Below are 26,398 nucleotides of genomic sequence, written 5' to 3'. Positions count from 1 at the left end.
GACCCCGGTCGACGCGGCCGGGAAGATCGGGGACCTACTCGGTCTCGACCGGGACGTCGGCGACGGGATCGGCCTCGTCCGCGGCGGCCTCCGCGTCGGCGTACACCGACTTGGGAACGATGTCCACGGAGGCGACCTCGTCGTCCGGGTCCAGGTTCATCACGATAACGCCCTTCGTGTTTCGGCTCACGGTGGATATCTCCTCGACGCGGGTCCGCATGATCTGGCCGTCGCCGCTCATCGCGACCAGGTGGTCGCCGTAGGTGACCGCCTCGATGGCGACGACCTCGCCGTTGCGGTCGCCGGTCTTGATGTCGATCAGCCCCTTCCCGTTGCGGGACTGGAGGCGGTACTCGTCGAGGTCGGAGCGCTTCCCGTAGCCGTTCTCCGTGACGGTGAGCACCCAGTTGTGGTACGCGTCGTCGATGGCGGCCACGCCGGCGACCGCGTCGCCCTCGCGGAGGTCGATCCCGATCACGCCGCGGGCGGTCCGGCCCATCGCCCGGGCCTCCGACTCGTCGAAGCGGATCGCCATCCCGTTCCGGCTCCCGATGACGATGTCCGTGTCGCCGTCGGTCACCTCGACGTCGACGAGCTCGTCGCCGTCCTCCAGCCGGATCGCGCGGATCCCCGTCGACCTGATGTTCCCGAACTCGTCGACGGCGGTCCGCTCGATGTACCCGTCGCGGGTGACCATCGTGAGGAACTCGTCGTCGTCGAGGTCGTCGGTGTTCACCACCGCCTCGATCTCCTCGCCGCCGTCGAGGTCGAGGAGGTTGACCGCGGACTTCCCCCGGGCGGTCCGGGACATCTCCGGGATTTCGTACGTCTTCAGCTCGTAGATCTGTCCGCGGTTGGTGAAGACGAGCAGGTAGTCGTGGGAGTTCGCGGCGAACACGGAGGAGACCCTGTCGCCCTCCTTCAGGCCGGTGCCGATGATCCCCTTACCCCCGCGGTTCTGCGCCCGGAAGGTGTCGAGCGACATGCGCTTGATGTAGTCGTCCTCGCTCATCACGACGACGCACTCCTCCTCCGGAATGAGGTCCTCGTGGGTGACGTCGCCGACGTCCTCGATGAAGCTCGTGCGGCGCTCGTCGCCGTACTCCGCCTTCATGTCGTTCAGCTCGTCGACGATCACGGCGTCGAGCTCGTCGGGGTCGGCGAGGATCGTCTCCAGCCGCTCGATGCGGGCGGTGACATCCTCGTACTCCGACTCGATCTCCTGCGTCTCCATCGAGGTGAGCGAGCCGAGCTGCATGCGGACGATGTGCGCCGCCTGGGCTTCGCTGAACTCGTACTCCGCCTCCAGCGCGGCCTTCGCGGCGTCGCGGTCGTCGGAGTTCTGGATCGTCTCGACCACGTCGTCGACCTGTTCGAGCGCCTTCAGTCGGCCTTCGAGGATGTGCGCGCGGTCCTCTCGCTCCGCGAGCTCGTGCTCTGAGCGGCGGCGCACCACCTCGCGGCGGTGCTCGACGTAGTGTTCGAGCGTCTCCTTCAGGTCCAGCACCTGCGGCGAGCCGTCGACCAGCGCGAGGTTGATGACGCCGAAGGTGCGTTCGAGGTGGCTCTCTAACAGCTGGTTCTTGACGACCTCCGCCATCGCGTCGCGCTTGAGCTCGACGACGATGCGCATCCCGTCGCGGTCGGACTCGTCGCGGAGGTCGCGGATCCCCTCGATCGCGCCCTCGTTGACGTCCTCGGCGATGCGCTCGACGAGCCGGGACTTGTTCTGCTGGAATGGGAGCTCCGAGATGACGATCCGGCCCTCCTCCTCCATGACCTCGAACTCGGCGCGGACGCGAACGCGACCGCGACCCGTCTTGTACGCCTTATGAACCGCGTTCCGCCCGACGATGTTCGCGCCGGTCGGGAAGTCCGGTCCCTTGACGTGTTCCATCAGGTCTTCGACGGCCGACTCCGGGTTCTCGATCAGTTCGACCGTCGCGTCGACGACCTCGCCGAGGTTGTGCGGCGGGATGTTCGTCGACATCCCCACCGCGATCCCCGAGGAGCCGTTGACGAGGAGGTGCGGCACCGCCGACGGCAGCACCTCCGGCTCTTCGAGCCGGTCGTCGTAGTTGGCGGTGAAGTCGACCGTGTCGCGCTCGATGTCGGCCAGCAGCTCCTCGGCGATGGGGGCCATCCGGGCCTCCGTGTACCGCATCGCCGCCGGCGGGTCGCCGTCGACGGAGCCGAAGTTCCCCTGCCCGTCGACGAGGGGGTACCGCATCGAGAAGTCCTGGGCCATCCGCGCGAGCGTGTCGTAGATGGCGCTGTCGCCGTGCGGGTGGTAGTCACCCATCGTCTCGCCGACGATGGAGGAGGACTTCCGGTGCGAGGAGTTGCTCGTGACGCCCGCCTCGTGCATCGCGAAGAGGATGCGCCGGTGGACGGGTTTGAGCCCGTCGCGGACGTCGGGGAGCGCGCGGCCGGCGATGACCGACATCGCGTAGTCGATGTACGACTGCTCCATCTCGTCCTCGATGCGGGCGTTCGTCACCTGTGCGGCGCGGACGTCGTCGGGGTTCGCGTCGGGTACGTCGGAGCTCATATGTCCACCCACTCGGCCTCTGTCGCGTGTTCCTTGATGAACTGCTTCCGCGGCTCGACCGCGTCGCCCATCAGCACGTTGAACATGCGGTCCGCCGCGGCCGCGTCGTCGATGTTGATCTGTTTGAGGATGCGATTTTCCGGGTCCATCGTCGTGTCCCACAGCTGGTCGGGGTTCATCTCGCCGAGGCCCTTGAACCGCTGGACCTGATCCGGGTCGCCGTCGCACTTCTCCTCGACGATCCGGTCGCGCTCCGCCTCCGTCATCGCGTCGTACGTCTCGCCGCGGTAGCGGACGCGGTAGAGGGGCGGCTGGGCGGCGTACACGTAGCCCGCCTCCAGCAGGGGCTTCATGTGGCGGTAGAGGAGCGTAAGGAGCAGGGTCCGGATGTGTGCGCCGTCGACGTCAGCGTCAGTCATCAGGATGATCTTGTTGTACCGCGCGTCCTCGATGTCGAACTCCTCGCCGATCCCCGCGCCGATCGCGGTGATCAGCGCGCGGATCTCGTCGTTCTCAAGGATGCGGTCGAGCCGGTGTTTCTCGACGTTGAGGATCTTCCCCTTGAGCGGGAGGATCGCCTGGTTCTCGCGGTTCCGGCCCTGCTTGGCCGACCCGCCCGCGGAGTCGCCCTCGACCACGAACAGCTCGGCCTCGGTGGGGTCGCGGGTCTGGCAGTCGGCGAGCTTCCCGGGCAGCGCGGTCGACTCCAGCGCCGACTTGTGGCGGGTGAGCTCCTCGGCCTTCTTCGCCGCCTTGCGCGCCCGCGCGGCCTCCGCGGCCTTGTGGACGACCTTCCGGGCGGTGTCGGGGTTCTCCTCGAAGAACGTGCCGAGCTTCTCGTGGGTCGCGGACTCGACGATGCCGCGGACCTCGCTGTTGCCGAGCTTCGTCTTCGTCTGCCCCTCGAACTGCGGGTCGGGGTGTTTCACGGAGATGACCGCGGTGAGCCCCTCGCGGACGTCCTCGCCCTTGAGGTTCGCGTCGAGGTCGTTGACGAGCCCGTGCTCGTTGGCGTAGTCGTTGACGGTCCGGGTGAGGGCCGTCTTGAACCCGGTGAGGTGGGTGCCCCCCTCGCGGGTGTTGATGTTGTTCGCGAACGCGTGGACGGAACCCTGCAGCTCCTCGGTCGCCTGCATCGCGACCTCGACGTGGATGTCCTGGTCCTCGTCCGCGAAGTAGATAACCTCGTCGTGGATCGGCGTCCGCGCCTCGTTGAGGTAGCCGACGAACTCGCGGATGCCGCCGTCGTAGAGGAACGTCTGCTCGTCGCCCGCGTCGGCGGCGTCGCCGTCCGCGTCGCGCTCGTCCGCGAGCGTGATGGCGACGCCGGAGTTGAGGAACGCCAGCTCGCGCAGGCGGCTGGCGAGCGTCGAGAACTCGAAGTCGCCCGTCTCGAAGATGTCGCCGTCGGGCCAGAAGCGGATGTACGTCCCCGTGTCCTCGCCCTCGTCCATGTCGCGGACGCGCTCGAACGCGCCCTCGACGGGCTCGCCGCGGGCGAACTCGTGGCGGTAGACGCCGCCGTCGCGTTTTACCTCGACTTCCAGCCGCTCCGAGAGGGCGTTGACGACGCTGACGCCGACCCCGTGGAGGCCGCCGGAGACCTGGTAGGACTTGGAGTCGAACTTCCCGCCGGCGTGGAGGACGGTCATGATCACTTCGAGCGCCGGCCGGTCGTACTTCTCGTGGGTGTCGACGGGGATGCCCCGCCCGTCGTCGCTGACGCTGACGGAGCCGTCCCCGTGGATCGTGACGGTGATCTCGTCGCAGTAGCCCGCGAGGGCCTCGTCGATAGAGTTGTCGACGACCTCGTAGACGAGATGGTGCAATCCTCGACCGTCCGTGGATCCGATATACATCGCCGGACGTTTACGGACGGCCTGGAGGCCTTCGAGGACCTGTATCTGGCCGGCTCCGTATTCACTCTGCTCTGACATAGAACTTGCCTGATTTAGTCAGTGCCGGCTTATAAACCCGGCGCACGCGCACGCGGGCGTGCAGGAGGCGACGGGCGCGGACGAGAGTCAAGGCGGTCCGGTGCGTGCGCACGGGTCACTCCGCCCCGCCAGCCCCGCCGGGACGCGTTTGACTTCCTCCCCGCCCTGAAGGGCGAGGATTCCTCCGGTGGGATGTTGGCTATGCCGTACCCACGGAGGCAACTTTCCCGTTGCCGGTACTCTGGTTTGTGCGCTCCTCGTTGGGACTTTCCCTCTCGGGAGAGTGTGGTGTCTCTGACCAGTTGTGGTCGTCCCACTTGAGGCGCACGGGCCGAGCCATCGACCCAACTTCGAGTTCGCAAGCCTGCTGTTCGAGGAATGTCCGGGACGCACACAGATCGGCGTGTGCTTCGTGGCCGCACGGACATCGAAACACGTCGCCGTCGCGATCGGTACCCTCTTGTTCGCCACACACCGGGCACGTTCGGGTTGTATTGGCTTCTGACTGCACCTCAATACTGATGCCGTATTCCTCGGCTGTGTACGATAAGCGATCGATGAACGCCCGAAAGGCCCAGAACTGGTGAGTCTTTGCGTTCACTTCAGCACACCAGTGCGCCGAGAGAACATCCGTGAGGTCGCCGACGTACACTGTCTTGACACCGTCGGCGTAGAGCTGTTCCATCAGGTCCCGGGCTAGTGCCTCCTGTGCGTGGTCGCGCCGCCGTGTCCGTTTCTGATACAGCTGCCGAATTCGGTTGCTACTGTATCGCCCCTCACGGAGCTTCGACTGTAATCGGGCAATTTCGTCGGTCGTCTCGCGGAAGCGATCAAACAGGTCGCGGCCCTCGTAGAGGTACTGCTGGCCGGTCGTCGTTGTACAGGCGATGAGATTGTTTGCGCCCACGTCCAGTGCGGCTTCTTCCGAAGCCAGTGGTGAATCCTGTTGTGAATCAGGTACGGTAACAGGCTGAAAAGCCCTGAACGTGTCGTCTATCTCGTCGTACTGTATCTCCAAACGACCTTGTTCGCCGTCCCACTTCGGGTCGCCAGCGACTTCAAGACGGAGGCGACCAGTGTGGTCGTATTCGTCCTTCAGAGCGGACCCGACTGGGATCTCGATTCGTGACCGATCGCCGGTTTCCAGTGTATACAAGTCGTTCCGGATGAACGTGCGTAGTTCTCGTCCATCATCTTCGTTGCCCCAGTATCCGGGGGGCGAGGGACGTTCATCACGGTCGCCGTTGTGCCAGTCGTCTAGGGCGGCAAAAAACGAGTTCCACGCAGACTTGTTTTTCCGGATCACTTGCTGTGCGGTTCCAGAGCCGGTCACATCGACATACTGCTTGCGGTAGTCAGCAGTGTCCCACACTGATTCGCCGTCGAAGAATTGCTGGCGACGCTCGTAATTGAGCTCGTTCCACAGGCTCGCAGAGGCGTCCAACAGATCCAACAGTAGCCGCTCGTCGTCGTCGGAGAGCGGGCGTACCGCGAACGTGTTGGTTCGCCTCACGACAACAGACATTTGTAGTCCTACGTCTATATGTCTTTTGGACACAAACAATGCGACCGAATATCAACATTTCACACACCCTGAACGGCCGCGTGAAAGACTACGCTGAAGATCAAGACGTGAGTCTTGAAGAAGCCTACCGAGAAATTATCGAAGCAGGATTGGAAGCGGTGGAACATCCAGACGAATCGTAGCACGTCGGTTGTGGCATTGTGCTGTCGCTTGGACCCCGCCCTGAAGGGCGAGGCTTCCGCTTGCTATCCGTCAGCGCTCGTCGAGGAACGCGCTCGCGCGCTCGACGACGGACGCGCGGAACCGGGCGACGTCGACTCCGGCCGGACCGCTCTCGCCGTCCCCGAACCGGAGGGGCGTCTCCCGGGCGACCGCCTCAACGGTCAGGTCCGCGAGCCGGTCGACCGTCACCGGCTCTCCGCGCCGTTCGAGGGCCGCGACGACCCGGTCGAACCGCTCCCGTCCGGCGTGGACCGCGGCGAGTTCGTCGGGGTCGGGAGGGTCCGTGGCCCGGTCGTCTCTCGCGCGGCCGTCTCCCGCGCCGTCGCCGTCGTCGCTCGGCCCCCTCGAGATCTTCACGCGTCCGCCGCGCTTGTTCCGGACGACGACGCCGGCCGCCGGGCCGTCGCGCCACGCCGACGCCGGGACCGCGTATCCCTCGGGGTCGAAGTCGCGCGCGTTCACCTCGCGCGCCACCGCGTTTACCGGGGCGAGCCCGACCCCCTCGAAGATCGCCGCGGCGGCGTCCGGCGGCCGGAACGCCCCGTCCTCCTGACTCTCTCCGTTCCCCTCGCGCACTCTGTCACCCCCACTCTCTCCGTTCCCCCCGCTCTCTGCACCCACAACTCTCTCCGTTCCCCCCGCGCTCTCTGTCACCCCCACTCTCTCCGTTCCCTCGCGCTCTCCGTCCCGCGCCCGTCCACACGTCGGTGCCGAGGAAACGGCGGGATCCGGTCCCAGTCGATATCGTCCCGCGCGGTTGGGTGGCGACCCCGAAGCAACGTCACGCCGGGGGGTCGGCACGGGCCGCCGGAGCGTCCTCGCGGTCGAACCGATCGCGGGCGTGCCGGACCGCGGTCGGACCCGGGCGGACCGCGTCGAGGTCCGTCGTACACCGCCTCCGGACCGCCGGACCGAGGAGTCCGGATCGTCCATGCGGAACGGAGCCCCGTTCCGTCGATCAGTTTCGAGACCAGAGGTGGCCCTCGAGGGGCCGTCGGGCGGGATCAGCGTCGCCGAGGTCCAGGGAGCGGTGGGGAACCGGCGCATGTGTGTCGGGCGGGCGACCGGCCTGAGACTCGACCGCAGCGGGTTGGCTTCTTTGGGAACCGCGAGGGGCGTCGTTCGGGTCCGTCGCCGACCCCGCCGGCGCGTAGCCGGGCCACAGCTACAAGTCGGCCGCCTGGCGTACCGACCGCGATGCCTACCGAATCGCGGACTCCTTCGAGCACGACTACCGCGGCTGTGAGATCCTGTACGGACGCTGGGTCCCGCGAGGACTGAGCGCGGTCTCGCCGACCGGGGGGCTGGGGAACGCGCTCGTTCGTCTGCGGCGCAACGCGGCGCAACGACGACCTGATGGACCGGAATCCGCGGGGGGCTCGACGACCGAGCTCGCGGCGTCTTCGACGGGACCCCGACAAGCGCGTCGGACGGCGTACGACTCCTCGACAAGCGGCCGAGTGGGCGCGGATACCCTCGTCGCGGTCGCGGCGCAGCAGCCTCGATATCGCCCGGCAAGGCGCGCACTCGACGTCGAACGACCGGCGACTCGCAGAGCTCCGCGACGACGCGGCGGAAGGCCCGACGCGCTAGGGTCGCTCGCGCCGGGTCCGACCCCTTGCTCCCGGGTATGGTGATCCCGAAGACGTTCGCCGGCGCGGACTCTCGACGGCCGCTCGCTGGAGGTGCTCCGGCCGACGAGTCGCCCACGGGCCAGCCGCTGACCGTCAGCGGGACGGATCGATTTGGCCGGTCGCGACCGCCGACCCGGCGCTGTTCGAGACGACGCCGTCGTCGGCGCTCCGCGGGGTCGGCGCATGAACGGATTCGACAAGGGGATCGAGACGCCGTACGGCGGGAAGGACGCACAAGTGAGCGACAGCGCCGGCGGTCCACGGGTACGGCTCTCTCCGACTCGCTCCGCGGTCCGCCGCGATCGGCCGGAGACCGAGGCCCGGGCGGACGGGCCGTGGTCGGCGGCGCTGCTCGTCCAGTCGACCGCCGGATCTCGGTGATACGCGTTGGCACGGGCTTCGCGCGCCGCTACGACGTCCAGCAGGGCGACGTCCACCTGCGCCGTCGCCCCCCAACGTCCTCGCGTACCTCTCGACGAGGTCGACGCGAGCCGCCGGGCGCTCGCCGCCGGGCCTCGGCGTCGAGGGTCGAGGTCGCGGCGACGACCGATCGCGGAGGACGCGTCGACGCCGTCGCCGCGATCCGTGGCCGCGCTACGGTGCCCGAGGCCTCCGCGATCTGCCGTGGCCCGACGGCGGAGGGCGCTCCCCGCGATCGCCGAGTACGTCCGCGACACTGGTGTAGACCGGGGGCGCCCCGGGAATCGACGCGACGCCGGAGGCGATCGAGGGCGTGTTGCGCTCGGCGTGGTGACGGGCGAGGCCCGTTTCGGCCGGCTGCCGCGGACGGAGGGTCGGCGTGTCTCTCCCCCGCCAGCGACGCGATGACCGACCCGGCGAGGCCGCGGGGAGCGCGAGGACCGCGGCGCGACGCCGAAGCCGGAGCGCGTCGTCGGTGTGCCGGAGCCCGTCGTCTCCGGTATCGTTCGAACCGTTCGCGCTCGGATCGGCCTCGTCCGCGGTTCGACGCCCTCGACGTCGCCGGGTCGGACTCGAAGCCCCGTCGCTCGCGACGATCGTCCGGGCTCCGGCGGACGATGATCGCACCTCGATCTCCCCGCGGCGTCGGTCTCGCCGAGTCCTCGCCGTCGACTCCGGAACGTGGGCCGGCCACCGGTCGTCGTAGCGTTCGCACGGTCACAGCGCGTCGTCCGCCGACGGCACGGGTCGTTCGCCCGGGTGACGGACAGCGCGGGGGTCCGCCGGGCCGTGGGTTCCGCTCCATCGGGGATCCTCGCACCCGGACTCGCTCGGGAGAGGGTCTACCCGTCCGTGACGACCTCGACGTGTACGCGGTTCACGGGCACGTTGAGCGAGGCCTTCCTCGGTCACGGTCACCTCCCCTTGAACACCGACGGACTACCCGGACGACCGCTCTCCGATCGGCTGGCGGGTCGAAGTGGTCGCGAGGGCGCGACGTCGAGCGTCACGGTCCCCCGCTCGCTCGCGATCGCTAGTCTCCGTGTCAGCGACCGTGCTCGCGCTCCGTCTTGTAGGTACCAGGCTTCACAGACGTGACGTTGTACGTGCCCCGCTCGAGGCGAGCGTCTCGCTAGGTCCCGTCCGATCCGGCTAGCGCGGCGACGGACCGCCCGTCTCGCGGACGTCACCCTCCGCGTCCGGCCTGCTGATCGATTCTGGTCGTCGAGGACCGTCCACCGTCGCGGTCCCTCGGTGACAGCCGAGGTGATTCTCCGCAGCGCTCCCGCGTTCTCGACCTCGAGCGGCCTGTTTCTGACGTAGGTGTCGTCGTCCACGTCCAGCTCACCGCTCGGATCCCTCGAGGGACGTCGAGGAGCACGTTCCGTTGGAATCGCCGTCTGCCAGTCGCGTCCCCGCTCTCCCGAGTCGGTCTCCCACTCCGGCCTCGACGGTCGCCCGCCGACTTGCGTCGCCCGTCCTGGTCGCGACCGAGACGGGAGCGTCAACCTGATCCTACGACGCGCGCCGTTGGCGCGACCGCGACGAGCAGTACCGCGGCTCGCCGAGGACAAGGCGGCGACGTTTCATGTACGAATACTAAACATCTGCGTCATATATTGGTATGGCCGCTACCGGTTTCTGACCGCGACGTTGCCGAATTTCGAGGGGACTCCCCGTTCTGACGACGTGCGAGGTGGTGCATCCGCGCCGGTCGAGCCGGGAGTGCGTCGCGGACGGACGCCCGACCCCGACTCCGCGTATTCATACGCGCGCGAAGACCAACGGATATGGACAGATCGACGACCAGTACGCCGCCCGCGGACGTCGAAGTCGGCGGTCGACGCTACTGGGACGAGTGGACGCCTACTAAGGGGCGGCAAGGAGGCGCCGCCCGACGACCCGCCCTTCTTCTTCGTGGGACGGGCGCCGTAACCTCCGGCAAGATGCACTCGGCAACGTGCGTGGAAAAGACGCTGAAGGACGCGGATCATCCGCCACAAGCGGATGCCGGCCCCGGTCACGACGACCGGGCTACGACATGCAACGGGCCCTCCGATCGAGGTGAAAGTCGAGGAGGAGCTCGGCTTCGAGAACAAAGCGGACATCGAGGAGTACGGGATGGAGCGTTCCAGAGAAAGTGCAAGGAGTCGCCTTAGAGAACGCGCGCGATGGATCGAGGGACTTTCAAGTCATCGCGTCTGGATGACTGGAGGACCCGTACGAGACATCTCGCCGGCGTACATGGAGGGCCGCGTGGTGGGCTTCTCCGAGGTCGCCGACAACGGGGCTCTCGAGCAGGGAAACCTCCATCTCGCATGCCCGCGGTGCGAGACCAGGGCTCGCAACAACGAGGTCGAGTACGAGACGTCGAGGACCCCTCCCATCTACGTGAAAGTTTCCCGCTCGCCGACCGCGAGGAGCCTCGGTCCATCTGGACGACGACGCCGTGGACCGATCCCCGCGAACACCTTCGTACGCCGTCGACGAGGAGCTCGCGTACAACGCCGTCGCGCGAGACAGGTGACGGCGAGGAGGAGCTGCTCTACGTCGCCGAGAGTGCGAGTCGAGGAGTGCTCGGAGAGGGCTGGCTACGAGAGTACGGGTCGAGGCGAGCTGACGGGCGAGTATAATCGTCGGCTGGGCGATACGATCACCCGCTCGCCGACCAGTCGCCGAGTACCCCGACTCCGAGGGCGCCGGGCGGTACGCCGCCGACTAGCGTGGAGGCCGACGCACCGGGTGTCCACTCCGCGCCGGGCACGGTGAGGAGGATTCCACCGGCACGGAGCTGGGACTTCGATATCTACTGTCGGCGGCCCCAGCGAGTTCACCGAGGCGGCCGGCGGTACGCGGGCCAGTTCGTGCGACGCCAAGCGACATCGTCGCGGACCACCCCCCCCTCGTCGCAGGCCACATGCTCGCGCACGCACCGTCGACCACAGCTACGCCACTGCTGCGCTGTGAACCGGATCATCCGCTTGGTCCGACAGTGGTTCATCTCGATCACGGACGTGAAGAGACTCCTCGCACATGGGGAGTCCGAGTGCACCGCATGGGGCCGCGGGAAACCGTTCCGCGACTTCATCGACGGACGCCCCGACATGAAACGTCTCCCGCCAGCGCTAACTGGGGTCCCGATCCCATCTGGGTGCCGACGACGCCGAGGCGGGGAACCTCGACGAGGACATGATCGTGGTCTGGACCCGCGAAGAGTCCGCCGAGCGCGTCGAGGAGGACGTCGACCGGGGCGATCGACTCCCACCGCCCCGCTGTCCGCGACCTGACCATACGTTCGAGAGGCGTCCACGTACCCGCCAGCGTCAGGACCGTGTTCAGACGTGTGGCTCGACTCGTCGGTCGCCAGCTGGCAAGCTCGGCTACCCGTCAGAGGAGGACCCACGACTGACTGTGCCCCGACCTCATCGTCGAGGCGCACGACCAGACCCGCGGCTGGTTCTGCCGCAGCTCCGGCCATGGCATCCGCCGCGGTCGGCGAGATCCAATACCGAGGGGTGCTGATGCACGGCTTGCCAACCGACGAGGACGGCGCAAGATGTCGAAGTCGGTCGGCACATCGTCACCCCGGAAGAGGCGATCGAGCGCGCGTCGCGCCCGCTCCGCACCTACGCTCTCCCACGACAAGCAGGGGGCCGACCTCGCGTCGCAGTGGGGACGGGCTCGCGAGCTGCAGGGGAAGCTCAACATCCTCTGGAACGTGTTCCGCTTCCCGCTGGAGTACATGGAGCTCGACGGCTACGACCCCGCCGAGGCCGACCTCGCCGACGGCGAGCTGGAGCTCGTCGACGAGTGGGTGCTCTCCCGGCTCCAGTCGGTCGAGACCGAGGTGACCGAGGCGTGGGCCGACTACCGCGTCAGCGACGCGGTCAACGCGGTGATCGAGTTCGTCACCCAAGACGTCTCGCGCTTCTACGTGAAGGCCGTCCGCGACCGGATGTGGGAGGAGGCGGACTCCGCCTCGAAGCGGGGCGCCTACGCGACGCTCGCGACCGTCCTCGACGAGGTGATCCGGCTGCTCGCGCCGATCGCGCCGTACCTGACCGAGCGGATGTACCAGACGCTCGACGGCTCGGCGACCACGGTCCACCAGCTCGACTACCCCGAGCCCGACGACGGGCTCCGCGACCCCGAGCTGGAGCGCGACGTGGCCGTCCTCCGCGACGTCGAGGAGGCCGCCGCGAACGCCCGCCAGCAGGCGGGCCGGAAGCTCCGCTGGCCCGTGCCGCGCGTCGTCGTCGAGAGCGGCGACGACGAGGTGACCGCCGCCGTCGAGCGTCTGTCCGACCTGATCGGCGAGCGCGTCAACGCCCGCGAGGTGACCGTCACCGACGCGTTCGACGAGCTCGTCGAGACCGCCGAGCCGCAGATGGCCGAGATCGGTCCCGCCTTCGGCGCCGACGCCCAGAAGGTGATGGACGCGGTGCAGGGCGCGACGCGCGCGGCGGTCGAGGGCGGCGCGGTGGCCGTCGACGGCGAGCCCGTCGACCTCGACGACGCGATGGTCGAGTACGTCGCCGAACCCCCGGAGAACGTCTCCGGCGTCGACTTCGACGGCGGCACCGTCTACGTCGACACCTCGCTCACCCCCGAGATCGAGTCGGAGGGGTACGCCCGCGACGTGATCCGTCGGATTCAGGAGATGCGCAAGGAGCTCGACCTCGACGTCGAGGCCCGGATCCGGGTCGGCGTCGCCGTCGACGACGACCGGATCGCCGGCTTCGTCGACGAGCACGCCGACCTGATCGCCGGCGAGGTGCGCGCCGACGAGTGGCTCGACGAGCCGAGCGACGCCGCCGAGACCGACGGGCTCGTCGAGGAGTGGGACGTCGAGGACGTCGTCGTGACGATCGGAATAGAGCCGGTCGCGTAGGGGAACTGCCGGTTTCGAGCCCGTCAGTCGCGCGGCAGACGGACCGGCCGCGGAACTGATCGCGCTTTTCGTTCGTCCCGCCGTTGGCGTGGTATCAATTCACATCCCGAAACCTATAGGTGAGTTCTTTACTTATGGTTATCTATGCATGTCCGGGCGGCCCGGCCCGACGACGCGGAGGCGCTGCGAACGGCGGTCTCGCGAGCGCGCGAGGCGACCGTCTTCGACGACATCGGATCCCCGCTCTTGGACGTGTCCGCCGCCGGCGTCCGCGAGGCCGCCGCCGAGGCGGAGTGGTCGTTCCTGATGGAGAACGACGACGGCCCCGTCGGCGTCGCCATCGCGCACCCCGACGCGCAGGGGCCCGAAGCCGAGCTGCTCGCGCTGTGGGTCCACCCGAGCCACGCCGGAGAGGGCGTCGCCGCCGAGCTCCTTTCGCGGGTCGCGTCCTCGCTGGGTCGCCACGACGTCGACACGCTTCGGGCGAGCGTCCCCGCCGACAGCCCGGGCGCACAGGAGTTCTTCGCCGCCCACGGGTTCAGTCCCCGAGGCACTCGCCGCGGCCCCGCCGGCGACGAGTCGGTCGTCGTCGCCGACGCGGGCGAGCTGGCGTGACGCCGGCGGCGCGGAACTAAGTGGTCTCCGCACCCGTTTCGAGTCGTCACTGAATGCCCTCCGTCGACCTCGGTCTGATTACCCTCGCCGCGCTCGGTGTCGCGTTCGCGCTCGTCGCCCTCGCCAGCCTCCGGCCCGCGAGCCGGTTCCGTCGCCTGTACGGGGTGGACGACGCCGGCAATGCGGGCGCGCGGGCCAACGCCGCCGTGCTCGGGGGCACCGGGGCGTTCCTCGTCGCCCTCGCCGCGGCGATCGCGCTGGGCGTTCCCGATCGGACCGTCGCGGTCGGCGCGCTCGGCGTCGCCGCCGTCGGAACGGTCGCGCTCGGGTGGCTCGTCCGCTACCGCGACCGGCGCGACCTCCTGACGACGCCGGACGTGAGCCGCGAGCGAGCCCGGCGGCTCGGCGGCGCGGCGATATGGGCCGGCCTCCTGCTCTGTCTCCCGCTCGTCGGGGTACTCCTCGGAGCCAGCGAGGCGTCGATCGTCGTCGCGGCGCTGGGCGGGAGCGTCGTAACGCTCCTCCTCGTCGCGCTCGCGTATCGGTAGCGTCGGCCGCGGTGCCGCGACGGCCGCCCGGTCCGGAGCTACTTCAGCCGTTCCTGCAGGAAGGAGGGGTGCGCGGCGGTGACGCCGTCGATCGCCAACAGCTTCTCGGAGATGACGTCGCCGAGCTCGTCGCCGTCGCGGGCGCGGACCTCGGCCATCAGCATGTGGTCACCGGAGGAGGTGTACAGCGCCTGCACCTCGTCGAGCTCTTTCAGCTCGCGGGTCGCGCCGACGTACTTGCCGGAGTCGACGTCCATCCCGACCATGGCGATCGACTGCGACGAGAGCTTCTTCGGGTCGATCTCCGCCGAGTAGCCGACGATCACGCCTTTCTCTTCGAGGCGGTCGATGTACTTCCGCACCGTCGGCTTCGAGACGTCGGCTCGGTCGGCGATCTCCGCGCAGGAGGCCTGTGCGTCCTCCTCTAACACCGACAGGATCCGTTCTTCGGTCGATACCGTACTCATACCCGACTCTTTGTCACCACGGAAAAAATACCTTGCGAACCGAAAAACGAGACGAACGGACGACGAACTACGGCCAAATCGGCCGTAGACAGGTTCCTACGGCCGATTCAGGCGTGCTTGTCGAGGAACTGGTCGTGCGAGCGCTCCCACTCGTACTCGTCGTCCCAGTAGCGCTCCGCCAGCGGCTCCTCGGGAATCTCGCCGATCGCCTGCTTCTCCGCGCCGTAGGACGGGCGGTCCTCGTCGACGTAGTAGCGGCCGGTGAGGACCTTCCCCTCGTACAGCGACTCCTCGGTCTCGCGCATCATCTCCGCGGCCTCGACGCGGTCCGTCGGGTCGAAGTCGTAGTCGTCGGACTCGTTGACGTCGATGTACGGGACGTACTGGCGCGCGTCCTTGTTCCAGGTCGGACACTGGGTGAGGAAGTCGACGTGCGCGAAGCCGTCGTGCTCGATCGCCTCGATGATGATCTCCTTCGCCTGGTTGGGGTTGACCGCGGCCGTGCGGGCGACGTAGGAGGCGCCGGCGTTCAGCGACATCGAGAGCGGCTTGAGCGGCTCCTTGGCGCTGCCGGACGGCTGCGTCTTCGACTTGTGACCCTTCGGGCTGGTGGGCGAGGTCTGGCCCTTCGTGAGCCCGAAGATCTCGTTGTTGAAAACGATGTACGTCATGTCGTGGTTCTCCCGGGCCGTGTGGATGAAGTGGTTCCCGCCGATCCCGTAGCCGTCGCCGTCGCCGCCGGCGGCGATTACTTCGAGGTCGGGGTTCGCGAGCTTCGCGGCGCGGGCCACGGGCAGGGAACGCCCGTGGATCGTGTGGAACCCGTACGTGTCGAGGTAGCTGTTCAGCTTGCCCGAACAGCCGATCCCGGTGCACAGCAGGGTCTCCTCGGGCGTGCGCCCGACCTCCGGAAGCGCCTGCTTGAGCGCCTTCAGGACGCTGAAGTCACCGCAGCCCGGACACCAGGTCGGCTGCGGCTCCACGCCGGGGGTGTACTCGTCGCGGTCGATCTCTCGCTCCTCTCCGATCGCTGAAAACGTGCTCATTGGTTAGTCACCTGCGGCTGGGACGAAGGTGGTCTGATGGCTGGACGCGTCGCCGTCGCCCTCGACGATCGCTGCCTCGAACCCGTCGACGATCTCCGCCGGCTCGAACGGGTTCCCGTTGTACTTCAGCAGACTCGACAGCCGCTCGCCGTAGCGGCCGAGGTGCTTCTGGATGAGCCCGCGGAACTGTCCCGAGGCGGTCATCTCGACGACGAGCACCTCGTCGACGCTCTGGACGAACTCCTCGACCTGGTCGGTCGGGAACGGAAGCATGTCGGAGACGCCGTACGATTTCACCGATATACCGGCGTCGTTGAGGCGACCGACGGCCTCCTCGACGGTGCCCTGCTGGCTCCCGAAGGTGAGGATGCCGTACTGGGCGTCGTCGGGGCCGGCGTACGAGCCCGTGTCGACCGTGTCGAGGTCGGCGCGGATCGCCTCCAGCTTCTGGGTCCGGCGGTCGATCTGCGCGACGCGGTTGTCCGGCGACTCGGCGATGTGCCCGGTCGGGTCGTGTTCGTTGCCGGTCGCGAGGAAGCGACCGCCCTTCTGGCCGGGGATCGACCGCGGGGAGACGCCGTCCTCGACGTCGTGCTGGAACCGGTGGAACTTCCCGTCGGCCGAGTGCGGCTCCTCCGCCAGCGCGTCCTCGCTCAGGGTCTTCCCGAGCGTCGGGTTCGGCTCGCGGTCGAAGTGGCTCTTGGGGACGTTCGTCATCTCGCCGCCGAGCTTCTGGTCGTACAGCAGGATCGACGGGATCTGGTACTCGTAGGCCAGCCGGAAGGCGATCCGCGACTGCTCGTACGCCTCCTCGACCGTCCCCGGCGCGAGGACGACGCGCTGGGAGTCGCCCTGCGAGGTGTACAGGACGTGTTCGAGGTCGGACTGCTCGGGCTTCGTCGGCATCCCGGTCGAGGGCCCGGCGCGCATGGCCTCGACGAGGACGACGGGCGTCTCCGTCATCTCAGCGAGCCCGAGTGGCTCGGACATCAGCGCGAACCCGCCGCCGGAGGAGCCGGACATGGCCTTCACGCCGGCGTGCGAGGCGCCGACCGCGAGCGCGGCCGCCGCGATCTCGTCTTCGACCTGCTCGGAGATCCCGCCGAGCTTCGGCAGGTTGTTGCTCATGATGGTGAACACCTCGGTCCACGGCGTCATCGGGTAGCCGGCGATGAACCGACAGCCCTCGTCGATGGCGCCGTAGGAGATGGCGTCCGACCCGGACATGAGCAGCTGCGTCTCGTCGTGTTCGCCGGTCGGGACGCTGACGTCGGGTGCGTCGACGTCGTACTCCTCTCGCACCTGGTCGTAGGCGGTCTGGAGGATCTCCAGGTTCGGGTCGAGGATCTTCTCCGGCATCGCGTCGCGCATGAGGTCCTGGACGTGGTCGAGGTCCATGCCGGTCAGCGCGCAGGTGGCGCCGACGCCGGCGGTGTTGCGCATGACCTCGCGACCCATGTCGCGGGCGAGCCCGCGGAGGTCGAGGGGGTATACGTGCCAGTCGTTCTCCTCGGCCCGCTCGTCGAAGTTCGGGATCTCGGAGGCGTCTAACAGCCCCTCGTCGTAGACGATGACGCCGCCCTCGCGGAGTTCGTCCAGGTTCTCCGAGAGCGGTTTGATCTCTTCGTTCCCGTAGACGGCCTCCTCCTGCGGGTTCCGGGCGAACGAGTCGCCGAGCGCCAGCAGGAAGTTATAGCCGTCGCCGCGGGACCGCACCGGGTCCGCCGACGCGCGGACCTCGGTGTACGTGTGGCCGCCGCGGATACGGGACGGATAGTGGCGATGCGTGAACACGTTGAGCCCCGATCGCATCAAGGCCTTTGCGAAGTTCTGGCTCGTCGAAGCGATCCCGTCGCCGGATCCCCCCGATATCCGCCAGATGAGTTCGTCGTCAGTCATAGTGGTATGGTAGCCCGTGAGGGCCTCGTGCTCTGTGGTTGTGGTGGTTACCTCTTAGGGCTTGCTATGGAATCACAAGCAACAATCATGAAAGACCTTTAGGTCGGGGGGAGGCGGACTCGCGAGACTTCGGTTCCGCGCCCTTTTACTCGCCGCCCGCCTGACGGCGGACATGCTCACGTTCATCGGGCTCGGACTCTACGACGAACGGTCGGTCACCGTCGAGGGGCGCGAGGCGCTGCGCGCCGCCGACCGCGTCTTCGCCGAGTTCTACACCAGCCGGCTGGTCGGCGCCGACGTCGGTGAGTTGGAGGCGTACCACGACGTCGAGATCGAGGTCCGGCCGCGGGAGGGGGTCGAGCGCGACCCGGAGGCGATCCTCTCGGCCGCCGCCGAGGGCGACGTCGCCTTCTGTACCGCCGGCGACACGATGATCTCGACGACGCACACGGACCTCCGGCTGCGAGCCGAGGAGCGGGGGATCGAGACGCGCGTGATCCACGGGGTGACCGCTCAGTCGGCCGCGTCGAGTCTCACCGGGCTCCAGAACTACCGGTTCGGGAAGGCGACGACGCTCCCGTTCCCGTACGCTCACGGCGGCGACGACGTCCCCGGGAGCGTGGTCGAGACGATCGAGGCGAACCGCGAGAGCGGCCTCCACACCGTCGTCTACCTCGACATCAAGGTGGGCACCGGGCCGACCGGCCCCGACCCGGACCACGAGGAGTACATGACCGCCGACGTCGCCGCCGGGCTGCTCGCAGACGGCTGGCGCGACGAACTGGCCGTCGTCGTCGCTCGCGCGGGCTCGCCCGAACGGGTGGTCGCCGCCGACCGGCTGAGCGCGCTTTCCGAGCGGGAGTTCGGCGACCCGCTCCACCTCCTCGTGATCCCCGGCGACCTCCACCACGTCGAGGCCGACGCGCTGGCCGGGCTCGCCGGCGCCTCGCCGGAGCTCGTCGAGGAGTGAGCGGGGTCGCCGTCCGCCGACCGGTCGTTTGATATTCCTGTCCCGCGTTATCAAAGATCATGACAGACGTGCCCGCCGAGCGGCTCATGTCGACCGAACTCGTCACGATCCCCCGAGGAGCGGCCGCCGCGGACGCGGCGAAGCGCATGTTGGAGACGGGAGTGAGCTCCGTGCTCGTCGTCGACGACGGGCGCCTCGCGGGGCGGATCACCGCGACTGATTTCGTCTCGCTCGTCCGTCGGAACGACCCGGAGGACGAGACCTCCGTTGAGACGTTCATGACGACGGACGTCGTCACCGTCTCGCCCGACGACCCCGTCGAGGAGCTCGCCGACCCGACGAGCCGGGGGTACACGCACTTACCGGTGGTCGACGGGGACGACCGGTTGGTCGGGATGCTCTCGACGACCGACCTCACGGCGTACCTTTCGGAACGACGGTGAGCCCCGAGGCGAGGCGTCGCTCGGTCAGTGAGCGACTCGGTGGCTCGGTCAGTGAGCGGCTCGGCCGCTCGGCCGGCCGGCTAGCGACCCGACGCCTTCACCTGGTCGTCGTACGTCGCCCCCGCCGCGATCAGGAAGCCGATTATCGCGGTGACGAGCGCGACGCTCCCGATGGCGACGACGGCGACGGAGACCAGATCGCCCGGGAGGACCTGTGCGGACGTCAGCAGCGAGACCGCCGTGACGAACCCGATGAGCAACAGGAGACGCCCGAACCGCGCGGCGTCGATCCCGTCGTCACTTGACATAAGCTCTGATCTCGTTGATGACGCCGTCGTATCCGTCCTCGTTCGCCTCCGAGCCGAGCGAGTGGATCGACTGGCAGATCCACATTCCCGCGGTGAAGTTCAACAGCGCGACGAACGACACCAGCCCGAGCTGCGAGTCCACGGTGAGACCGATCAGGAACCCCACCGGGAGCGTCACCGACATGATGGCGTGGATAAGCAGCGACCGCGTCCCGAAGTCCCTCAACGAACTGAGAATACCCGACATATGATCAATGTGGGCGCGAACGCGTATATATGCTCGTTCGAACGCGCTCGCGTTTCCCGGACGCGCCGACGCCCGTCCCGGAGACCGTCGAACGGGGGAGCGGAGATCGCACCGGAAGAGTAATCAGATCTGGTAGCACACGACACGGTATGGATCTGAACGACCGGACCCGCGTCAGTGAGGTCATGTCGACGCCGCTAGAGACGATCGGGGGGACCGAGCCGCTCCGTGAGGCCGCGCGCCGGATGGCGGACGACGACATCAGCGCGCTCGTCGTGACGACGGGGGGCGGCTGTATCATCACGCAGAGCGACATCGTCGGCGCCGTCGCGGCCGGCCGCGACCTAGACGAATCCGTCGTTCGCGACGTGATGACCGAGAACGTGGAAACGGTGACGCCGGACCTCATGATGGAGGAGGTCGCGGCGATGATGACGATGTACGGGGTCAAACACCTCCCCGTCGTCGACGATGACTACGTCGGCATGGTCTCGTCGACCGACGTGGCGGCGCAGCTCTCGTGAGTCGAGGGACGCTCGGAAACCGCCGCGCGCCGATTTAAAACAGGAGCAGGGGAACACCGACCGCGACGCCGACCGCGATCAGCACGAGGTTCCAGATCAGCACCGGGCGGACCAGATCCCGGGCGATGCTCGCCGCGAACGCGGTCTTGACGAAGATGCTCGCGGCCGTGCCGGCGACGACCCCCGTGACCGCGGTGTCGACCGTTATCTGTCCGGTCCCGAGCAGCGAGACGGCGGTCGTCGTCGCGGTCCCGGAGGAGACGAGCCCGGCGAGGAACGAGGTGGCGACGAATCCGGCCGCGCCGAAGGCCCGTTCCGCGCCGGCGGAGGCGAGCAGCACCGCGAGGAACAGCGCGCCGAACGTCAGGGCGTTCCGCAGGCTGAAGGGGGAGGTGAGCTCCGCCTCCATCGTCGTCCGCCAGTCGCTGCGCCACACGGCGATCAGGACGCCGGCGACGGTGACCGCGCCGAGCGGCGCACCGACCACCAAAGCGGCCTCCGGGACGAAGGCGGCGACGACCGCGGCGTTCCGGAGCGCCATCGCGGCGTTCGCCAGCAGGATCGACCCGACCGCGAGGTCGAGCAGGTCCGCCCGCCCCTTCGCGCGCTTCGCCATCTCCGCGACCACCGCCGTCGAGTTCACGAGCCCGCCGAAGAAGCCGGTCACCGCGTAGCCGCGCCCCTGGTACCGCTTCACGAGCACGTAGTTGACGAAGCCGATGGCGCTGACCGCGACGACGAGCGACCAGATGAGTCGCGGCTGAACCGCCCCCCACGGGTCGATCGTCTCGGCCGGGAGCAGGGGGAAGACGACGAACGCGAGGATGGTGAACTCCACCGCGCTGCGGACCTCCTCGCGGGAGAGCCCCCACGCGAACTGGTGGAGCTCCCGCTTCAACACGAGGAGCAGCGAGGAGAGCACCGCCACCGTCACCGCCTCGATGAAGAGCGCTTGAGCGACGAGGACGCCCACCCCGTACGTGACGAGCATCGACACTGACGTGGTGAGCGAGAGGCTGTCGACCTTCTCCTCGACGAAGCTCCGAACCGCCAGGAGAACCGCGCTGGCGACGATCAGCGCCCCACCGACGACGAGTAGCCCCGGCTCGCCCAGCACCGAGAACACCGCCGCCGCGAGGCTGATCAGTGAGAACGTCCGGATGCCCGCCGACTTCTGCGACCACTCGCGCTCCAGCCCGAGGAACATCCCGAGGAGGGTCGCCAAGACGAGCTTCGCGACGTTGCTCTGGAGGTAGGGCGACGGATCGACCGGGTCGATCACGACCGACCACCTCGCCGATCAGGTCGCCGCCGCACCCGCCGGTCCCGTCGTTTCATACGGCGGGATATATCGTGAGTACGGCTATAGTTTGCTATATATTAGTATATATGTCGGCGGGACGCGCCGCCGGTCCGGCCGGCGCCGCAGTGCCGATCCCGACGTCGACGGCGGGTGAGCGTCGGCGTCGGCGGGTCGTCGGCTCAGCGGTTCGTCGGCTCCCGCGGCAGGTCCAGCGACTCCGTCAGGTCGTGTTCCTCCCCCGTGAGGAGGTAGAGCACGTCCTCGAGGATGACGGCCAGCTCCGGGAGCTCCCGCACCGCGAGGAACGTGATCCCGATCAGCGCGACGACAGCGAGGAGCTGGCTCATGATCCGGTCGGAGATGAGGAAGGAAACCCGGTACGGGTCGGTCGCGCCGAACATCGCGAGCACGAGGTCGGTCTGCCACTGCATGTACTGGTTGCCCGCGACGACGGAGATGAACGTCGTCCGGAAGATGTTGAGCACGTAGATGAGCGGGATCGACACCGCGAGCGCCCGGAGCTTGCGCGAGAGCGGCGCCCGCACGGCGGCGACGAGACCGCCGAAGATGGCCATGCTGCCGAGCCCCGTACACGCCAGGACGACGTGGATAGTGACCGTGTGACCGTCGGGGAGCGTCCACGCGTACGCCGCGTCGTACCCCTCGTAGCTCGTCACGCGCTCCGGCGCGTAGCCGAGGAGGTCGATGAGGAACCCGGTCTGGGTGGCGACGGCCTCGATGAGGACCCGACGCGGCTCGGGGAACGCGACGCCGGCGAGCGAGAACGCCGGGATGGTCTCGAACGGGAGGTAGATGAACAGCATGAGCGAGATGGCCCGCGTGAGCGTGAACAGCGAGGCGCGGCCGTTGTACAGCAGGTAGCCGGCGTAGATGCACGCCGGGACGCCGACGAGCGCCAGGATCGACTCGACGTAGCTCTGGTGCTCGAACGCGAAGTACGGCACCGTCGTCAGCCAGAAGAGCCCGAACAGCGCCCAGGTGCCCGCCGCGAGCGACCGACCGGCGGCCAGCCCGCGGCTGTCGAGCAGCCACGACGCGGCGAAGAGGATCGCGACGAGCCACGCGAACGCGAACGTGTCGGGGACCAGGCTCAGGATCGCCGGCACGCCGGGACCGAACATGACCGAACGGTCGGTCGTCGTCGAATAAAGCCCTTGTCGTTGCCGACGGACCGTCGGGAAGTCGGGGACCGAAAAGGGGGAGGAGAGCGGCGAAGAGTGAGAGGAGAGCTGGGTAAAGCGAGCGCGACCCGGCCGGTCAGCGCTCGTCGGAGTCGAGCACCCGGATCTGGTCGCCGCGGACGGTGACCGGGATCGGGACCGTCGCCTCGTACAGCTCGACGGTCACCTGGTCTTTCCCCTCGTCGATGCGCTGGACGCGGGCCTTCTCGCCTTTAAACGGCCCGGCGATCAGCTCGACGATGTCGCCCTCGGCGATCCCCTCGACGTCGGGGGTCGGCGAGAGGAAGTGCTCCACCTCGGAGAAGGGGCTCTCTGCCGGTCCGTCGCCGCCCTGGATGACGCCGCGGGCGTGGGGGATCTCGTCGAGGATCCGGGCGAACACGCTGCCGTCCGTCGCCTCGACCATCACGTAGCTCGTGAGCTGGTCGGGAGCGATGACCGCCTGGATCTCCGGCATCTCCTTCTCCGCGAGCATGTCCGCGACGGTGCGCTCCTGACTCGCTGTGGTCTTGACCGAGAAGATCGGCATCAGACGCCGACCCCCGGCAGAAGGCTCATGATCGCGAACATCAGGAAGCCGATGAAGCCGACGAGGAGGATGCCGGCGCCGGCGATCTTCGACACCTGGAGGAACTCGTCGGTGCTCGGCGTGCTCGCGAGTTTCAGCACGCGAACGTAGCTGTTGAGGTCGTACGGAACGTCCATGTTACGACGGGGTTTGAGTCGAGACGGTTTTTACCTTTTGATGCGGGGCGATCCGCCGGGATCGCGGGAAACCGCGAGAAGGAACGCTATCGGGACTGGACGCGGCGACGCGTCACTCCACGTAGTCGATGTCTTCCATCTCCGCCGCCGCTCCCTCCGGCGGCTCGCCGTTCCGACCGTAGATCTGCGGCGACTCGACGCCGGTCACGACGATCATGGTGCGCATCTCGCCCTCCAGCTCGTCGTCGACGGAGGTACCCCAGATGATCCGCGCGTCGGGGTCGATCCGGTCGTAGATCTCCTCGACGACGCCCTCGGCCTCCTCGATGGACATGTCGGTGCCGCCCGTGACGTTGACCAGCGCGGAGTTCGCGCCGGAGATGTCGACGTCGAGCAGCGGCGACCGGAGCGCGGACTTCACGGAGTCCTGCGCCTTCGAGTCGGAGTCGGACTCGCCGAGGCCGATCATCGCGACGCCGCCCTTCTCCATGACCGTGCGGACGTCGGCGAAGTCGAGGTTGACCAGGCCGGGCATCGTGATGAGCTCCGTGATCCCCTTCACCGAGCGCATGAGGACCTCGTCGGACACCTTGAACGCCTGTCGGACCGGGAGCTTCCCGACCGCGTCGAGCAGGCGGTCGTTGGGGACGACGATGACCGTGTCACTCACGTCGCGGAGGCGTTCGAGGACCGCCTCGGCGTTCGTCCGGCGGACTTCGCCCTCGGCGGTGAACGGGGTCGTGACGATGGCGATGGTGAGCGCGCCCGACTCGCGGGCGGCCTTCGCGACGACGGGGGCGGAGCCCGTGCCGGTGCCCCCGCCGAGCCCGGCGGTGACGAACACCATGTCGGAGCCGTCGATCGCGTCCTGGATCTCCTCTTGCGACTCGATAGCGGCCTCCTCGCCGACCTGCGGAAGGGAGCCGGCGCCGCGCCCCTGGGTCTTCTGCTGGCCCATCAGGATCTTCGTGTCCGCCTCGATGTTGACGAGGTGTTGGACGTCGGTGTTGGCCGCGACCAGCTTCGCCCCGTGGATCCCCTCCTCGGTCATTCGGTTGACCGTGTTGCCCCCGGCCCCGCCGCAGCCGACGACCGTGATGTTCGTCTGGAGGTCCTGTAAGACGTCCTGCAGCTCGTCGTCGGTCATCGTTCCGGACTGCGGCGGAGCACCGGCGGTGGCATCGTTCGCGCCGGCGCCGGTCTCTCCGGCGTCGTCCGCCGGAGATTCCTCGGCTTCGTCGATGGCGTCCTCCACGATAGAATCCATTATGTGGTGTGGTTGCGACCCGGACGTATTTATTTTTGCCCGATCGTCTGACGCGAGTCAGACGGCGAGAGACCGGCGCGAGCGCGCGGGAGCCGTCGGCTTCACTCCTCTGCGTCCGCGAACTCTGCTACGTCCGCGACGTCGATCGGGAACCGCTCCGTCCGCGACCGCGACACCTCGTCCGGGGTCACCGTCTCGCCGTCGACCGCGACCGACTCGCCGTCGGCGAGCCGACCGAACGCCGGTCCCTCCGGGACGCCGCGGTCCCGCGCCAGTTCGGGGTCGAAGGCGGTCTCGCGGGCGACGACCGCGTCGTCCGCCACCTCGACGGCGTCGTACCCCTCCCCGAGCACCGCCGCGAGGTCGGCGACGAGGTCGGCGTAGGCGGGGGTGTCCGCGCGGTCGGCGAAGGCGGCCGCCCCCGCCGCGCGAGTGCCGGCCTGCTCCGTGTCGAAGGCGACGGCGTTCGCCGCCACGGCCTCTCGGGTCGCCTCCGGGTCGATCCCCTGCGCCCGCGACAGGAGCTCCGCGGGGAGCTCGCGGACCGAGACCGCGTCGGCGTCCGACGCCGCGGGGGAGACGTCCCCGAACCGGAGTCCCTCGTCGACGGTCGCGAGGTCGGTCTCCAACCGCTCGACCAGCGGGAGCGGGCGGTCCCCCACCTCCCGGACCCACGTCTCGCTCACGACGCGGTGTCCGAGCCCCTCCACGACGGCCGCGACCTCGGGCCTGTCGCCCTCGATCACGGCGCGGTCCGCGCGGCTGCGCTCGAACGCCTGCTCGATCGTCTCGCGGTTCGCCTCGGGCGCGCCCATCTCGCCGAGCGCCCAGTCGGCGCCGACGTGGCCCACGGCCCACTCGGTCTCGCGGACGATCCGGGTGAACCGGGGCGCATAGTGGCCGCCGCCGAAGCCGACGACGTGGCGGGGCGGAGCGTCGGCCGGGTCGGCCGCGTCGGTCGCACCGTCGGTCGCATCAGCCGTACCGTCGATCACGTCAGCCGCACCGTCGCTCGCGCGGGCGTCATCGTCGCCCGTGAGGTCCGGCCCGGTCCCGCGGAGGTCGAGCACCGCCCGTGCGACCGCCTCTGCCGCCTCCCGGTCCTCCCACTGGGGCTCGTCGGAGCCGAGTTCGACGAACAGCGAGGGGACGGAGGCGCTCGTCGGCCCGTGGTGGGTGCACTCGATGCCGACGTCATACCCCTCGGGGGCGTGCGCCGCCAGCGCCTCGACGACGCGCTTCTCCGCACCGGGGGCGGCGTTCGCGAGCGTCTCCGGCTCGCCGCCGCACGGCGCCGGCCCGAAGTTGCCGGTGACGTGGGCGGTCAGCAGCTCCCCCGTCTTCCCGGAGTGCCTAGAGACGAAGACGAGGAAGTCGGGATTGGCGTCGCCTGTGTCGCCCGCCTCGCCTTTGTCATCGGCATCATCGACATCGCCTGTGTCATCGGCGTCGTCGGCGTCGCTCCCGAACGCGGCGGCCGGGTCGTCCAGCTCGATGTGGAGGTCGTCGAACTCCCGGAGCTCGAACCCGTCGGTCCGGTAGTAGGTCCCGCCGCCCGCGGCGTCGGGGCGAGTCTCGTCCTCGCGCTCCTCCCAGTCGCCGACCGCGAGCAGGCGCTCGCCGATGTGTTCGGACGCGCTGTCGACCCGGCTGACGACGATCGCTATCACGGGC

General features: G+C 68.5%; 22 protein-coding genes. 7 read left to right on the top strand and 15 right to left on the bottom strand.

Features of this window, described 5'->3' with window-relative positions:
• Positions 1-34 precede the first annotated feature (34 nt).
• The 4 genes from gyrA to DJ82_RS10280 form a co-directional block, all read right to left on the bottom strand.
• Positions 35-2,551: a DNA gyrase subunit A gene (gene gyrA, locus DJ82_RS10295; protein WP_094581740.1), complete on the bottom strand. Its 2,517-nt coding sequence runs from the start codon at positions 2,549-2,551 to the stop codon at positions 35-37.
• A complete protein-coding gene (gene gyrB, locus DJ82_RS10290; RefSeq protein ID WP_094581739.1) occupies positions 2,548-4,488 on the bottom strand; it encodes a DNA topoisomerase (ATP-hydrolyzing) subunit B in 1,941 nt (646 codons plus the stop codon). The genes gyrA and gyrB overlap by 4 nt, the downstream gene beginning before the upstream one ends.
• A gap of 199 nt (positions 4,489-4,687) precedes the next feature.
• Positions 4,688-6,013, bottom strand: a complete 1,326-nt coding sequence (locus DJ82_RS10285) for an RNA-guided endonuclease TnpB family protein (RefSeq protein WP_094524536.1) — start codon at positions 6,011-6,013, stop codon at positions 4,688-4,690.
• Positions 6,014-6,265: 252 nt separating this feature from the next.
• On the bottom strand, positions 6,266-6,811 hold the full coding sequence (locus DJ82_RS10280) for a hypothetical protein (protein ID WP_094581738.1): 546 nt from the start codon (positions 6,809-6,811) through the stop codon (positions 6,266-6,268).
• Positions 6,812-8,052: 1,241 nt separating this feature from the next.
• On the opposite strand from DJ82_RS10280, the gene DJ82_RS15355 reads away from it, so the two are divergent.
• The 4 genes from DJ82_RS15355 (at position 8,053) to DJ82_RS10260 (ending at position 14,343) form a co-directional block, all read left to right on the top strand.
• Entirely contained in the window at positions 8,053-8,250 is a 198-nt protein-coding gene (locus DJ82_RS15355) for a hypothetical protein (protein WP_241881495.1), read from the top strand.
• Positions 8,251-11,845: 3,595 nt separating this feature from the next.
• On the top strand, positions 11,846-13,180 hold the full coding sequence (locus DJ82_RS15350) for a class I tRNA ligase family protein (RefSeq protein ID WP_241881494.1): 1,335 nt from the start codon (positions 11,846-11,848) through the stop codon (positions 13,178-13,180).
• 144 nt (positions 13,181-13,324) lie between these two features.
• Positions 13,325-13,795 carry a GNAT family N-acetyltransferase gene (locus DJ82_RS10265; protein ID WP_094524541.1) on the top strand — a complete coding sequence of 157 codons (471 nt, stop codon included), beginning with the start codon at positions 13,325-13,327 and terminating at the stop codon, positions 13,793-13,795.
• 53 nt (positions 13,796-13,848) lie between these two features.
• On the top strand, positions 13,849-14,343 hold the full coding sequence (locus DJ82_RS10260; RefSeq protein WP_094524542.1) for a hypothetical protein: 495 nt from the start codon (positions 13,849-13,851) through the stop codon (positions 14,341-14,343).
• A gap of 38 nt (positions 14,344-14,381) precedes the next feature.
• Here DJ82_RS10260 and lrpA1 read toward each other — a convergent pair whose 3' ends face one another.
• The 3 genes from lrpA1 to DJ82_RS10245 form a co-directional block, all read right to left on the bottom strand.
• Positions 14,382-14,810 (bottom strand): HTH-type transcriptional regulator LrpA1, encoded by a 429-nt coding sequence (gene lrpA1, locus DJ82_RS10255; RefSeq protein ID WP_094524543.1) that lies wholly within the window; start codon positions 14,808-14,810, stop codon positions 14,382-14,384.
• Between the two features lie 107 nt (positions 14,811-14,917).
• Positions 14,918-15,856, bottom strand: coding sequence for a thiamine pyrophosphate-dependent enzyme (locus tag DJ82_RS10250; RefSeq protein ID WP_094524544.1), 939 nt, complete (start codon positions 15,854-15,856; stop codon positions 14,918-14,920).
• A 3-nt stretch (positions 15,857-15,859) separates the two neighbouring features.
• Complete coding sequence (locus DJ82_RS10245; protein WP_094526602.1) at positions 15,860-17,755, bottom strand: 2-oxoacid:acceptor oxidoreductase subunit alpha; 1,896 nt, start codon at positions 17,753-17,755, stop codon at positions 15,860-15,862.
• A 172-nt stretch (positions 17,756-17,927) separates the two neighbouring features.
• Here DJ82_RS10245 and dph5 point away from each other — a divergent pair, with 172 nt between their 5' ends.
• Both dph5 and DJ82_RS10235 read left to right on the top strand, forming a co-directional pair.
• Positions 17,928-18,725, top strand: coding sequence for a diphthine synthase (dph5, locus tag DJ82_RS10240; RefSeq protein WP_094581737.1), 798 nt, complete (start codon positions 17,928-17,930; stop codon positions 18,723-18,725).
• Between the two features lie 59 nt (positions 18,726-18,784).
• The gene (locus DJ82_RS10235; RefSeq protein ID WP_094581736.1) at positions 18,785-19,168 is read left to right on the top strand and encodes a CBS domain-containing protein; all 384 of its coding nucleotides are present in this window, start codon (positions 18,785-18,787) and stop codon (positions 19,166-19,168) included.
• Between the two features lie 80 nt (positions 19,169-19,248).
• Here the strand turns inward: DJ82_RS10235 and DJ82_RS10230 are convergent, their stop codons facing one another.
• Entirely contained in the window at positions 19,249-19,476 is a 228-nt protein-coding gene (locus tag DJ82_RS10230; RefSeq protein ID WP_094581735.1) for a hypothetical protein, read from the bottom strand.
• On the bottom strand, positions 19,466-19,723 hold the full coding sequence (locus DJ82_RS10225; RefSeq protein ID WP_094524549.1) for a hypothetical protein: 258 nt from the start codon (positions 19,721-19,723) through the stop codon (positions 19,466-19,468). The genes DJ82_RS10230 and DJ82_RS10225 overlap by 11 nt, the downstream gene beginning before the upstream one ends.
• Before the next feature lie 149 nt (positions 19,724-19,872).
• On the opposite strand from DJ82_RS10225, the gene DJ82_RS10220 reads away from it, so the two are divergent.
• On the top strand, positions 19,873-20,247 hold the full coding sequence (locus DJ82_RS10220; protein WP_094524550.1) for a CBS domain-containing protein: 375 nt from the start codon (positions 19,873-19,875) through the stop codon (positions 20,245-20,247).
• A 34-nt stretch (positions 20,248-20,281) separates the two neighbouring features.
• Here the strand turns inward: DJ82_RS10220 and DJ82_RS10215 are convergent, their stop codons facing one another.
• The 6 genes from DJ82_RS10215 to DJ82_RS10190 all read right to left on the bottom strand — a co-directional run bounded on the left by DJ82_RS10215 (position 20,282) and on the right by DJ82_RS10190 (position 26,394).
• Positions 20,282-21,529 (bottom strand): MgtC/SapB family protein, encoded by a 1,248-nt coding sequence (locus DJ82_RS10215; RefSeq protein WP_094524551.1) that lies wholly within the window; start codon positions 21,527-21,529, stop codon positions 20,282-20,284.
• Positions 21,530-21,729: 200 nt separating this feature from the next.
• Positions 21,730-22,692, bottom strand: coding sequence for an archaeosortase A (gene artA / locus DJ82_RS10210; protein WP_094558477.1), 963 nt, complete (start codon positions 22,690-22,692; stop codon positions 21,730-21,732).
• 136 nt (positions 22,693-22,828) lie between these two features.
• Positions 22,829-23,281, bottom strand: coding sequence for a transcription elongation factor Spt5 (locus DJ82_RS10205; protein WP_094524553.1), 453 nt, complete (start codon positions 23,279-23,281; stop codon positions 22,829-22,831).
• Positions 23,281-23,457, bottom strand: coding sequence for a protein translocase SEC61 complex subunit gamma (locus DJ82_RS10200; RefSeq protein ID WP_092566712.1), 177 nt, complete (start codon positions 23,455-23,457; stop codon positions 23,281-23,283). Before DJ82_RS10200 ends, DJ82_RS10205 begins: the two co-directional genes overlap by 1 nt.
• Positions 23,458-23,569: 112 nt before the next feature.
• The gene (gene ftsZ, locus DJ82_RS10195; RefSeq protein WP_094581734.1) at positions 23,570-24,724 is read right to left on the bottom strand and encodes a cell division protein FtsZ; all 1,155 of its coding nucleotides are present in this window, start codon (positions 24,722-24,724) and stop codon (positions 23,570-23,572) included.
• A gap of 101 nt (positions 24,725-24,825) precedes the next feature.
• Positions 24,826-26,394 (bottom strand): D-aminoacyl-tRNA deacylase, encoded by a 1,569-nt coding sequence (locus tag DJ82_RS10190; RefSeq protein WP_094581733.1) that lies wholly within the window; start codon positions 26,392-26,394, stop codon positions 24,826-24,828.
• Positions 26,395-26,398: the final 4 nt, after the last annotated feature.

Source organism: Halorubrum sp. Ib24, assembly GCF_002252745.1.
Taxonomy (GTDB): Archaea; Halobacteriota; Halobacteria; order Halobacteriales; family Haloferacaceae; genus Halorubrum.
The sequence above is the reverse complement of the archived record's forward strand: the minus strand, read 5'-3'. Positions and strand labels throughout refer to the sequence as shown.